The following is a 12,110-nucleotide window of genomic DNA, read 5'->3' as shown; positions in this document are numbered from 1 at the left end:
CCGGGGGCGCGCCACTGCCGTGGCGCGTCATGTGTTGGATCGAGAACGATCGCGCCACGGGAGTGGCGCGCCCCCAGCGAAGGCATCACTTGCCCATCGACTTCTTGAGGTCCTGGTCGACCCACATGCGGGCGTAGATCGGGCCCGGTCGGACCGCACCGGCGCGCAGCTCGCCGTTATAGCCCTTCACCCACGGCCACCACGCCGTATAGATGTAGGGCGTCGGCAGCCAGATGTACGGAGCCTTGTCGAGGATCTCGCGGGTCATCTCCTTGATCATCGCCTGGCGCTTGGCCTCGTCCCTTTCGAGGTACATGTCGGCCACCTTCTTGTCGAAGGCCGGGTCGGAATATTGCGACGGATTCCACACCTCCTTGGTGACGAAGCTCTTGCGGATCGTCGTCGTCGGATTGGTGTGGCCGTTGTTCATGAAGTAACCGGCGGCGTTGGTCTTGGTCGTCATCGCCGAGAGGAAGGCCGCATATTCCATCGGCTGGATCTCGAGCTTGACGCCCACCGCCTCGAGATAGGCGGAGACCAGCGGCAGCAGATCCATGTGGTCCGGGTTGCAGGAGCAGACTTGGACCTTGAAGCTGAAGCCCTTGGGATAGCCCGCCTCGGCCAGCAGCTTCTTGGCCTTGTCGGGATTGAAGGCGTACAGCTCGCGCACCGATTCCGGCATCGCCTCCAGCGGCTCATAGTAGCCGAGGTAGTCGGGGTGCTGCGGATACGCGAACAGCTCGGCGTTGCCGCCGTAATAGGCCTTCACGATCTCCTGCTTGTTCACCGCCATGTTCAGCGCGCGGCGCACGCGGATGTCGTCGAACGGCTTGGTGTCCACCCTCATCGCCAGGAACTGCCCGCTCATGCCGAGCCAGCGCGACCATTTGAGCTGCGGCGTCGTCTTCTTGAGATCGTCGGCGGCGCTCCAGCGGATGTTCTCCAGCAGGTCGAGCTTGGCCGTGCGCAGCGCCGTCAGGTAGGTCGCCTCGTCCTTGATCGTGCGGAAGACGACCTTGTCGAGGAACGGCAGCTTGTATTCCTCGCCGCCGATCTTCGTCTTGTCCCAATAGATGGCGTTCTTCGTATAGGTGTTGGAGCTGCCCTGGACGAAATCGCTCAGCACGAACGGGCCGGTGCCGTTCACGTTCTTCCAGTTGGTGGCGCCGGCATCGGCCACTTCCTTGGGCGTGATGGTCGAGTAGTAGCCCCAGCCGAAGCGATAGTCCCATTCGGCGTTGAAGTACTTGAAGGTGAACACGACCGTGTACTTGCCGGTCGCCTCGACCTTCTCGACATGGTCGAAATAGCCCGCGATCTTCTTGGGGCTGGTGGCCAGGCGATTGAAGGCGAAGACGACATCCTCGGCCGTCAGCTCGCGCTCCTTCATGACGCCCGGCTTCTCCGGAAACATCACGCCCTTGCGCAGGTCGATCGTGAGCCTGAGCGGATCGTCGCTCCACACCCACTTCTCGGCGAGCTCGCCGCGGATCGCGTCCGACGGCAGCCAGGCATCGGCGTAGAAGGGATACTTGCCGCCATTCTGCTTGCTCTGGGAGAGATCGGCGGCGAAGAGCTGTTCGTAGAACTGGCCGGTGTCGTGGTTCAGCTTCCAGTTCCAGTCGGCCGGATCGAAGGACAGCGCCGACAGCGTCACGTAGACCGTGCCGACCTCCAGGGTGCCGCCGTACTTCGGCTTGTCCTGCGCCATTACCGGCGAGGCCAGGAGCGCGAGCGCCGTTGCGCCGCCCAGCAGCGCCCTTCCCAGTTTCTTGATCATCGCTTCCTCCCGTTTTCTTTTCTTCGTCTCAGCGCGAGCCCCGCATGCGCGGATCGAGCAGATCGCGCAGGGCATCGCCGAACATGTTGGTGGCATAGACGACGACCGTCAGGCAGAGGCCCGGCGCGAGCGCGAGCCACGGTCCCTGCAGCATGAAGGTGCGCCCGCTGCCCGACAGCAGGCCGCCCCAGGTCGGCGCCGGCGGCGGCACGCCGAGGCCGAGGAAGGACAGGCCCGATTCGGCCAGGATCACCGTGCCCACGCGGGTGGTGAAGAGCACGATCACCGGCGCCATGACGTTGGGCAGGATGTGGCGCCACAGGATGCGAAAGGTAGATGCGCCAGTCGATTGCGCGGCATGGACGTACATGTTCTCGCGCACCGAGACGACGGCGCCGCGGATGATGCGCGACCCGGCAATGCCCAGGAGCAGCCCCAGGGTCACGATGATCTGCGGCATGCCGGGGCCGACGACGGAAACGACCACGATCAGGATGATGAGGTCGGGGAAACTCATCCAGGCATCGACGAAGCGCTGCAGCACGAGATCGAACTTGCCGCCGAGATAGCCCGAGACGATGCCCAAAAATACGGAGATGACCGTCGCGATGCCGGCGGCACAGAAGCCGATGATGACCGAGAGCTGGGCGCCGTAGAGGCAGCGTGAAAGCATGTCGCGGCCGAGATTGTCGGTGCCGAAGGGAAAGGCCCAGGACGGCGGCTTCAAGCGGTTCAGCGGCGCGATCTGGTTCATGCCGTAGGGCGCCAGCGCGTCGGCGAATATCCCGCAGAACAGGAACAGCACGAACACGACCGCACCGGCGGCGCCCAGCGGCTTTTCCCGGAAGAGGCGGCCGATGAAGTGCAAGACCGGGCCGCGCCTTCGACGCGGCGGGACGACGGCGGTGGTTTCCGCGACGGAGGCCATCAGCGGTACCTCACCTTGGGATCGAGCAGGCCGTAGCTCAGGTCGACGAGCAGGTTGATGCACATGACGGCCACGCCGACGATCAGGAAGACGCCGGTGATGACCGGATAGTCGCGCTGGCTGACGGCATCGAGCAGCAGCAGACCCATGCCGGGAATGACGAAGATCTGCTCCATGATGACGGCCCCGCCGATCAGCAGCGGCGCCTGCAGGCCGATCAGGGTCACCACGGGAATCAGCGCGTTGCGCAGCGCATGGCGCGCCACCACCAGTTTCTCACCGAGTCCCTTGGCCCAGGCCGTGCGGATGAAATCCTGGCGCAGCACTTCGAGCATCATGGTGCGCGTGAGCCGCATGGTGATCGCCGACAGGGCGCAGCCCAGGATGATCGACGGGATGATCATCTGGCTGAGGTTGCCCCACGGATCCTTGGCGAAGGGCACGAACTGGATGGGCGGCGACCAGCCCCACCAGATCGACGGGAAGACCATCACCATGGTGCCCAGCCAGAAGCTGGGCACCGCCAGCATCAGGATGGAGAAGGAGCGCGCGACATAGTCGCCGGGCGTGTCCTGGCGGACCGCCGAATAGACGCCGATCGGAATCGCCACCGAAAGGCCCACGATCAGCGCCATCAGGCCCAGTTCGAAGGTCACGGGCAGGCGCTGCAGGAGCTGCTCGCTGACCGGCGTGTTCTGCCAGAGCGAGCGGCCGAAATCGCCGTGAAACAGGATGGCGCCGACCCAGCGGCCGTACTGCAGCCACATCGGCTGATCGAGGCCGAGCGCCCTCTCGAGTTGCTCGCGGCCCATTTTCGAGGCCGCGATATCGTTCTGGCTCAGCATGAGGTCGATGACGTCGCCGGGGATCATCCGGACCGTCACGAAGACGATGAGGCTCGCGAAGAACAGCGTCGGAATGAGTGCCAGGACGCGGCGCACGATATAGGCCTGCATCAACGGTTCCCGTCGGGAATACCGAAGGAACCGGCAGAAACCGCCAGTCTGGGCCGATCCTGTAAGGGCCTGGTCCGCACGCACGGATCAAGCGCGCACAGGGGTGCTATTTGGCTCACCCTGTCCATCCTCCCGCAAAGACGCTTCCTCAGTCGCCCGTTCATGCGAGCGATCATGTTGGTGATAAGCTGCCGGGATTGCAGGCGGACTGTCAATTAAAACGGATGATCACCGCAACGCATGATCGCCCCTTTCGGCGGATCGCCGTTCAGGGTCCGTCGAGCAGCTTCTTCAGGCGGGCGGCGATCAAATCCGTGGTGACGGCCGAAGGATGGCCGTCATGCGGGATCAGCAGTTTCCCCACATCCGTACCGAAGGTGGCGGCGGACTCGCCCAGCATCGGCGCGCCGAGCTTGCGCAGGCGCACGAGCGTTTCGACCAGTTGCGGCTGCGCGACCTTCGAATCGCCGTAGCGTTCCCGGGTCTGCTCGTCGGGCCAGGAATAGAGGATGACGAGGGGCGCCCCGAACTTCTCGCGCGCGTCGGCCTGCAGCTTCGCCATCATCGCGAGGAACAGCTCGATCTGCTCTTCCTGGCGCTGGCGCTGGCCGATCGCGTCTATGAAGGCGAAGTGCTGGCCGAGCAGGTAGTGCAGGCCGGCGAGGGGATCGCGCCAGCGATGCTCGTTGAAGGTGCCGGTGTAGCGCAGCTTGCCGTTCTCCAGCACGTAGCGCGGCGAGGAGCCGAGCCACGACCCGTCGCCCGTCACGCGCTGCAGGTGCGCCGGGATGATCCAGGTCACCACCGCCTTCACCTTGCGGTCGGTGTAGCGGTCGAGGAGGCCCGCCTCGAAGGCGCGGACGAGATGGTTGGGTCCGTAGCCGGGCACGCCGAGATTGACGCTGCGGACGGCGGGCGCATTCTGTTTCGTGAATTGCGACGGCATCGTCTCGTCGTCGCGCAGCCCCTGCCCGAAGATGAACGAATCGCCGATGAACAGATAGGTGTCGGTCGCGTCCGGCGCAGGCGGCGTCACGCGCGCGGCGGCGGCATCGAAATGATAGGTCTGGCGATAGACGAGCTCGGAGCCCCAGGTGGCGGTGGCGATCACTTCGGTGTCGGGTTTCGGACGGAAGCCCAGGATCGGGTCGGGCGGCGGCCACCATTGGGGAATCGTGCGGGTCACGACCCCCATGTTCATGGCCTTCGGCGAGAGCAGGCCGGCGAACAGGTCGAGCGCCACCAGGCTGAGCGCCAGCGCGGTCGCCAGAAGCGCGCCGCTGCGCCAGCGATTGCCGCGCAAGGTGACGACGCCCACGATGCCGAGCAGGGCGGCGGCAACGCAGGCCCAGAGGGCCGACTGCAGCCCGAGCCCGATCCCGAGGATCACGAACAAGAAGGCGCCTACCAGCCAGAAATTACGAAACCTGCCGGCCATTGACCTGAAAGCTTTCTCCCCGGATAGGCTGGGTGTAGGCGTTCGAAAGGAAAAACTCAATGAGCGGACCATTGCCGTTGCAGGGCCTGCGGGTCCTCGACCTGGCCAGCTTCATCGCCGCCCCCGTCGCCACGACGGTGATGGGGGATTACGGCGCCGAGGTCATCAAGATCGAACCGCCCGGCGAGGGCGATCCGCAGCGCAAGCTGGGCCAGGCCCATTCGATTCCACAGCATCCGGTAAATTTCTGCTGGCACATGACCAACCGCAACAAGCGCTCGGTCGTGCTCGACCTCAAGAACCCGCTGGGACGCGAGGCGTTCGACCGGCTGGTGGCGACGGCCGACGTGATGGTGGTGAATTTTCCGCTCAAGGTCCGCGAGCGGCTGCGCATGCGTTACGCCGACGTGAAGCCCGCCAACCCGCGCCTGATCTATGCCTCCCTGACCGGCTACGGCGAGCAGGGTCCGGACGCCGACCAGCCGGGTTTCGACTCGACCGCCTTTTTCGCCCGCTCCGGCCTGCTGGATGCATTGACCTACGAGGGTGGGCCGCCGGCTTTCTCTCTGCCCGCGCAGGGCGACCAGATGGCCGGCATGAACCTCTTTGCAGCCATTTCGATGGCGCTGCTCCACCGCGAGCGCACGGGCGAAGGCAGCGAGGTCGGCACGTCGCTGCATGCGAGCGGCCTGTGGTCGAACGCGATCCTGGCCCAGGGCGCCCTGCTCGGCGCCTATGTCGCGCCGCGCCCGCCGCGCACCAAGCCGCGCAGCGCGCTGGCCAACCAGTACCGCACCGCCGACGGACGCTGGATCCAGCTCACGATCGTGCGCGAAGACAAGCTCTGGCCCGAACTCTGCCAGGCGCTGGAACGCACCGACCTGATGGACGACCCGCGCTTCGAGACCACCGAGAAACGCCGCGCCCACGCCACCGACCTAGCGGCGATCCTCGATCCCGTCTTCGCCGGCCGTCCCTGGCTCGAATGGAAGGAGCGGTTGCGCCGGCACGAGATCACCTTCGGCCTGCTGGGCGTCCTGCGCGACGTGCCCGACGACGAACAGGCCGTCGCCAACGGCGCGGTCGTGCCGACCCGTCAGGACGACATGCCGCGCGCCATCTCCGCGCCGATCCGGATGTCGTTTGCCCCCGAACCGGCCGCACCCGGTGCCGGCCCGGAACACGGCGCCCACACCGACGAGGTGCTGCGCGAGCTGGGCTACGACCAGCAGGGTCTCGACCGGCTTCGCGGCGCCGGCGCGCTGGGCTGAACGACGGGCCTAGTGTCGGCCGCACGCGGCGGTCGACCGCGGCGCGCCTGCGACATTGCGCGGGGAGCTTGCGCTTGAGGGGCTGGGCGCGCGGCCGGTAGAATAAGGACATGGATCGCACGGGCCCCGTCACCGGCAGGCGCGCGGTCGCGTTCGCCGCGGCCCTGTTCGCGATCACGCTCAATTTCTTCCAGCCGCTCGCTCATGCCGCCCTGCTGCGGGATGGCGGACCGATGGCAGCGGCCCGCGCCTGGGGTGTGTTCTGCCTGCCGGCCGCCGAGGACGATGCAGGCAAGGGGTCAATCCCGGACGCCGGGAAGATCCATGAATGCTGCCTCGGCCTCGCGCACGCGACGGCGATGGTCGGCCCTTCGACGATCTTCACAGTCGAACCGCCGGTCGTCCGCTCGCCATCCGTCATGGCCGCCGCCCCGGTCGGCACGGTCGGCATCCGCGACGGCCCCCTCCAGGCCCGAGCCCCTCCCCACATCGCCTGAGTCCGCCACCGCGGGCCGCCTGCGCGTGCCCGCAATGCTGCCTGCGGCATCATCACGACCTGCCCGGCGAAAGCCGTTCGGAGGGGCGGTCCGTCGATGCCGAGTGCTTCCTTCATTTCAAGATCTCCCAAGGAGAAACCATGTCATCCCTCGACCGCTATCGCGGTGCCGCTTTCGGCATCACCATCGCCATCAACACCGGCTTGTGCATCCTGATCGGCTTTCTCGTCGGCGGGCTGCGCGGCGCCCAGATCGGCGTGCTGCTCGGCATCGGCATCGGAGTCCTGCCGGCCGCCCTGCGCATCGCCAGGCGCCTGCTCGCCGATCCCCATGGCCTGCCGCGCCTCGTCGGACGCGCCATCGCCTCCGCCGCCCTGGCAGCCGGCGCCGCCGCGGTACGCATGCTGGGCGGCATCACGAAGCCCATCGCCGCCCTGCTGCGCGGGCCGCTGCTCCTCGTGCGCTTCGCCCTCGAAATCGCCGCGGGCGTGCTGGGGCAGGTACTGGCCGCCATCGGCCGCATCGTCGCCACGCCGCTCGGCCTCGCCAACATGGCAGCGCTGGCCGTGATCGCCGTCAACGTCGCCGGCCTCGAATTCGCGGGCCCCATCGCCTTCCTCGGGCTCGGCATGCTGATCCTCGTGCTCATCGTCAGCGAGAGCGAGGCCGATCTCGAGAGACAGGACCGCCCGATCAGGTGACCCGTCGCTTGGCGAGCTTGCGGGCCAGTGTGCGGTGGTGCAGGCCGAGGCGGCGCGCCGTCTCTGAGACGTTGAAGTCGGTGTCGGCCAGCATCTCGTGGATGCGCTCCCATTCCAGGGTCTTGAGCGAGGTCGGCCGTGTGCCGAGTGGCACCGCGGCGTTGCCGTCGCCGCGCGCGAAGGCCGCCTCGATGTCGTCGGCATTGGACGGCTTGGCGAGATAGTGGCAGGCGCCGAGCTTGATCGCCTCGACGGCGGTCGAGATGCTGGCGAACCCCGTCAGCACGACGATGCGCATGGACGGGTCGAGGGCCGCGAGACGTCGGACGCAATGCAGGCCGGAATCGCCGCCGAGCTTGAGGTCGACGATGGCAAAGTCCGGCAGGAAGTCGCGCAACGCCTCGTCGAGCGCCTCCGCGGTCGCGCAGGCGCGCACCTCGTAGGCCCGGCGCTCGAAGGAGCGGCGCATCGCGCGCGCGAAGGCCGGGTCGTCGTCGACGATCAGCAGGCGCGGCCTATCCGCCATGGCGCGACTCCAGCGCGAGACGGGCGAGCGGCAGGCGCAAGACGACACGCGCGCCGCCACCCGCGCGGTTCTGCGCCCTGACCTCGCCGCCCAGCTTGCGCACCACGTTGACCAGCAGGAACAGGCCGAGCCCGCTGCCCGGCCGCGTCTTGGTCGTCTGGTAGGGCTTGCCGAACTGGGCGAGGATCCGGTCGGCGAAGCCCGGCCCGCGATCCTCGACCGTCAGCACCGCCGCGCCCCCCTCGCGGCCGAGCGCGATCGATATCCAGTCGGGCGAGGCCTCCAGCGCATTGTCGAACAGGTTGGCGATGCCCTGGGCCAGGACCACGTCGGTCGCGATGGCCTGGTCGGGCGTGAAGCGGTTGTCGTAATGCAGGCCGGACGGCCAGCGGCTGGTCCGCCAATCCTCGACCAGGGCATCGAAGAAGCGCGTGACGGTGGTGGGACCGGCACCCTCCGCCCGCATCTCACCCGACGACGACAGGATCTTGGAGACGATCTCCTTGCAGCGCAGGAGCTGCTCCTCCATCGCCTCGAGGTCCTCGGCGAGATCGGGATCGGCGGTGAGGGCCGGCATCTTCTGCCAGTCGTTGACGATCACCGAGAGCGTGCCGAGCGGGGTGCCCAGCTCGTGCGCGGCCCCGGAGGCGAGCAGGCCCATGCGCACGACCAGCTCCTCCTCGACCGAGCGCTGGCGCAGCGCGGCGAGATGGGCGTCCCGCTCACGCAGGTTGCGGCCGATGCGGGTGACGAAGAACACGATCAGGCCCGCCGCCAGCACATAGGCGATGAACATGCCCTGCAGGTGGAGACCGAAAGGATCTCCACCATGCCGGTGCGGCAGATCGAGCGGCCGGCTGAACAGGGTGAGCCCGACGAAGCAGGCCGTGGTCACGCCGACCAGGATCCAGGCCGGCCGCGCCTCCAGCAGAACGGCCGCGAGGATGACCTGCAGCAGATAGAGCGACACGAAGGGATTGGAGGCGCCGCCGCTCAGATAAAGCTGGGTCGTGAGGGCGGCGACGTCGAGCAGCAGTTCGAGCAGCAATGCGCCGCCCGTGGTCGCAGCGCCGGTGCGATGACGCAACAGGCTGATGGCGTTCAGGACGACCAGGAACAGCACCACCGCCAGCATCGAGGAAAGCGGCAGCGCGACCTGCAGCACGAACTGCACGAAGGCGATGGTCGCGACCTGACCCAGCACCGCGATCCAGCGAAGCTGGATCAGCAGCAGCAGGTTCTTGCGGTTTGCGGTGTCCTGCGCGGAAATCCTCGCGCTCCTTTCGTGGCCCCGTCACGTCGACAGGAACACGTACAGAAGCGGCAGCCAAACGAAAGTGGTCGTCGCGAGGCCCTTCACCGTCTGGTACGCGATCCAGAGCCAGAAATAGCGACGAATCCAGATCGCGAAGCGGCTGCGGCGCGTCGTCGCCGGCACAGCCACCGTCTCGCTCATGGCCGCACCGGACGTTGCGCAGCTCCCGCCGCACGGTTGGCCTCGTCGACGCGACGCATATAGTCCTCGGTCTTGGCACGGACGAGCTCGCGATGAGGCGCCACGGCCGACTCGCGATAGACGTGCCGTCCGGCGCCCATCAGCCCGAGCACCACGATCATCAGGCCGCAGATCGAGACGAAGCTGGCGCCGATGCGTGCCGCCGGACGCCGCGTCTCGACGAACATCAGCAGGGTCATCCAGATCGAGACCAGGATGGCCACGCCGAAGACCGCCATCAGCGTCGCAGGCGTGCCCTGGGTGGTGGGCAGGGTCAGCAGCGCGACCGGCCCGACGACGAACTGGCCGACCGTCGGCCACAGGGCCCAGCGATAGCCCGTGCGCACCAGCTCGTCGCGCCGCCAGCCTGTGTCGGCCAGGGAGGCCTCGCTGCGGCGGCGGAACAGCCAGACCATGAGCAGGCCCGTCATCGCCGGGCAGGCCAGCAGGAAGTGGGCGTAGCGCGGCAGCACGTTGGGCAGCAGGAGCGCCGAGAAGAAGCCCTGCACCGTTCCCCACTTCTCCGGGAACAGCATCAGGTTCACGTTGGTGAGGAAGATCAGCGGAATGAACAAGAAGATCAGGCACGACGCCGCGCCGATCGCGATGTGGAGTGCCTTGCGGCTCTCCATCGCGTGCCAGAGATACTTGTGCGCGTAGGTGAGCAGGAAGGCCACGACCACCAGCGGGACGATCGAGATCCAGAACGTGCCGGTGAGCGCGTTCGCCGTATAGAAGTAGACCGTATAGAGCGTGTTGATGGCGAGCAGCGGCCCGACGCCCAGCACGATGGCGATGCTCTTGTTCGCGGTGATCGTCGAGGCGACCTCGTAGGCCAGCCGGTCGTAGCGGCGGTCCTTCAGGCCCTTGATCTCGTACCAGACCGAGATCAGCGCACCGCCCACCATGAAGTTCACGAAGGCGATGTGCAGCAGGAAGAAGAACACGAGCACCACGACCAGCAGCGGCTCGGGCGCCGGCATGGGCAGCGGGATGTCGCGGGGGACGGGGATCTGGTTCACTTGCGTGCTCCCTGGGTTGGCGTCACCGGGCCGGATGCGGCGCCATCGGCGAGCTTCGCCTCGCCCGCGGGACGAATGGCGACACCCGCCTGCTGCGCGCCCGGCACCGGCGACGGGTTGCCCTGGAGTTGCTCGAGATAGGTGGCGAGGAAGCCCAGCTCGTCCTTGCTGCCGGGGAACGGCGGCATGTAGGGCTGGGCGTTGTGCATGTTGGCGACGTAGTCCGCCGTGAGATCGGGCGTCCATCGCGCATCGCCGAACATGCGCTGCAGGTGGCCGGCCACGCCATTGACGCCGTGCGTGGTATGGCAGCGTGAGCAGGTGTCCATGAACACGTCCTTGCCCTTCTGCAGCCGCGCGAGCGCCGCCGTGCGATCGGCCTCCGGCAGGCTGGCCGGGACGAACCTCTTCTCGGCCTCGATCAGCGGATTGGAATAGGTCGCGTAAGCCAGCACGCCGTCACGCTGCAGCAGGGCGTAGTCTTCGACGCGCAGGCCGTTGGCGTACATGTACTGGCCGATGATGTAGGGCTTGCGGATGAACTCGCGCACCCGCTCGAAGTGGCCGGTGAGCCAGAGGATCGCGACCAGGGGCACCACGGTGGCGACGCGCGGCAACAGGCCCGGCCGCTTGATCGCGATCTGCACGATGACCAGGATCGCCACGACCGTGGCCAGCACGATCCAGAGGAAGTCGTCGAGCCAGCCGCTGAACTGCAGCGTCAGCGTCGAGACGGCGAGGTTGTCCTTCATCGCCGCCGGCACCACGCTGTAGTACCAGTAGCCGCCGGCAACGACGAAGGGCGCGAAGAGCAGCGTCCAGATGCCGACCGCGCGCGTCGCCTCGTTGCGGAACGGATCGTCGCGCTTGACGAAGAACGGGATGAGGAAGAGCGCGATGATCCCGGCCATGGCCGCCGCCAGCGGCGTACGAAAGGCGAGCTGCGGCAGGTAGACGGGATTGCTGAAGCCCGAGAGCAGGGTGTTCTCGGACAGCCAATTGCCCGGATCCATCATGAAGCCGAGGATCGACACGATGATCGCCATCGTGATCCACGAGAACAGGCCCAGCGCGAAGCCGAGCCGGATATGCCGCCGCTTGGCCGCGCCCTCGCGCCACGACTTCCAGGTCAGCGTGTAGGCGAGGATCAGGCAGACCTCGGTGATGAAGACCAGCCACTCGACGAACCAGGCCCAGAAGAAGACGCGGATCAGGCTGCCGATCGAATAGGGATTGACCAGCGAGACGGACAGCCAGATGCCGACGCCGGTGAGCGCCCCCACGGTGGTGGTCACCAGGAAACTCACGAACAGGATGCGGTAGGCGAGCCGGTCCCAGCGCGGGTCCTGCTTGCGATGGCCATACCATTCCATGCAGGCGACCAGCGGCATCATGCCGACCGCCAGCCCGTGATTGATCAGCACGTGCAGGACGGCGATGACGGCGATCAGCCCGCGATTGCCGAGAATGTCGAGGTGGAAGACCGGAAAATCCAT

12 protein-coding genes are annotated in these 12,110 nt (G+C 66.9%); 3 read left to right on the top strand and 9 right to left on the bottom strand.

Going from position 1 to position 12,110, the window contains the following annotated elements; translation table 11 throughout:
- Positions 1–85: 85 nt before the first annotated feature.
- The 4 genes from ACP15H_RS25025 to ACP15H_RS25010 form a co-directional block, all read right to left on the bottom strand.
- Positions 86–1,780, bottom strand: coding sequence for an ABC transporter substrate-binding protein (locus ACP15H_RS25025; RefSeq protein WP_425068843.1), 1,695 nt, complete (start codon positions 1,778–1,780; stop codon positions 86–88).
- Between the two features lie 28 nt (positions 1,781–1,808).
- Complete coding sequence (locus ACP15H_RS25020) at positions 1,809–2,708, bottom strand: ABC transporter permease (RefSeq protein WP_425068842.1); 900 nt, start codon at positions 2,706–2,708, stop codon at positions 1,809–1,811.
- Complete coding sequence (locus ACP15H_RS25015) at positions 2,708–3,664, bottom strand: ABC transporter permease (protein WP_425068841.1); 957 nt, start codon at positions 3,662–3,664, stop codon at positions 2,708–2,710. The genes ACP15H_RS25020 and ACP15H_RS25015 overlap by 1 nt, the downstream gene beginning before the upstream one ends.
- Positions 3,665–3,932: 268 nt before the next feature.
- A complete protein-coding gene (locus tag ACP15H_RS25010; protein ID WP_425068840.1) occupies positions 3,933–5,102 on the bottom strand; it encodes a hypothetical protein in 1,170 nt (389 codons plus the stop codon).
- A gap of 59 nt (positions 5,103–5,161) precedes the next feature.
- Here ACP15H_RS25010 and ACP15H_RS25005 point away from each other — a divergent pair, with 59 nt between their 5' ends.
- The 3 genes from ACP15H_RS25005 to ACP15H_RS24995 all read left to right on the top strand — a co-directional run bounded on the left by ACP15H_RS25005 (position 5,162) and on the right by ACP15H_RS24995 (position 7,571).
- Positions 5,162–6,373, top strand: coding sequence for a CaiB/BaiF CoA transferase family protein (locus tag ACP15H_RS25005; RefSeq protein ID WP_425068839.1), 1,212 nt, complete (start codon positions 5,162–5,164; stop codon positions 6,371–6,373).
- A 110-nt stretch (positions 6,374–6,483) separates the two neighbouring features.
- The gene (locus tag ACP15H_RS25000) at positions 6,484–6,870 is read left to right on the top strand and encodes a DUF2946 family protein (protein ID WP_425068838.1); all 387 of its coding nucleotides are present in this window, start codon (positions 6,484–6,486) and stop codon (positions 6,868–6,870) included.
- Positions 6,871–7,010: 140 nt separating this feature from the next.
- Positions 7,011–7,571 (top strand): hypothetical protein, encoded by a 561-nt coding sequence (locus ACP15H_RS24995; protein WP_425068837.1) that lies wholly within the window; start codon positions 7,011–7,013, stop codon positions 7,569–7,571.
- Here ACP15H_RS24995 and ACP15H_RS24990 read toward each other — a convergent pair.
- From ACP15H_RS24990 to ACP15H_RS24970, 5 genes are all read right to left on the bottom strand, one after another.
- A complete protein-coding gene (locus ACP15H_RS24990; protein ID WP_425068836.1) occupies positions 7,564–8,097 on the bottom strand; it encodes a response regulator transcription factor in 534 nt (177 codons plus the stop codon). The genes ACP15H_RS24995 and ACP15H_RS24990 overlap by 8 nt on opposite strands.
- On the bottom strand, positions 8,087–9,301 hold the full coding sequence (locus tag ACP15H_RS24985) for an ATP-binding protein (protein ID WP_425068835.1): 1,215 nt from the start codon (positions 9,299–9,301) through the stop codon (positions 8,087–8,089). Before ACP15H_RS24985 ends, ACP15H_RS24990 begins: the two co-directional genes overlap by 11 nt.
- Positions 9,302–9,391: 90 nt before the next feature.
- Positions 9,392–9,553 (bottom strand): hypothetical protein, encoded by a 162-nt coding sequence (locus tag ACP15H_RS24980; protein WP_425068834.1) that lies wholly within the window; start codon positions 9,551–9,553, stop codon positions 9,392–9,394.
- Positions 9,550–10,614, bottom strand: coding sequence for a hypothetical protein (locus tag ACP15H_RS24975; protein WP_425068833.1), 1,065 nt, complete (start codon positions 10,612–10,614; stop codon positions 9,550–9,552). Before ACP15H_RS24975 ends, ACP15H_RS24980 begins: the two co-directional genes overlap by 4 nt.
- A complete protein-coding gene (locus tag ACP15H_RS24970; protein WP_425068832.1) occupies positions 10,611–12,110 on the bottom strand; it encodes a c-type cytochrome in 1,500 nt (499 codons plus the stop codon). Before ACP15H_RS24970 ends, ACP15H_RS24975 begins: the two co-directional genes overlap by 4 nt.

The organism is Reyranella sp., from assembly GCF_965249915.1.
GTDB lineage: Bacteria > Pseudomonadota > Alphaproteobacteria > Reyranellales > Reyranellaceae > Reyranella.
This window is presented reverse-complemented; position numbering and strand designations above follow the sequence as displayed.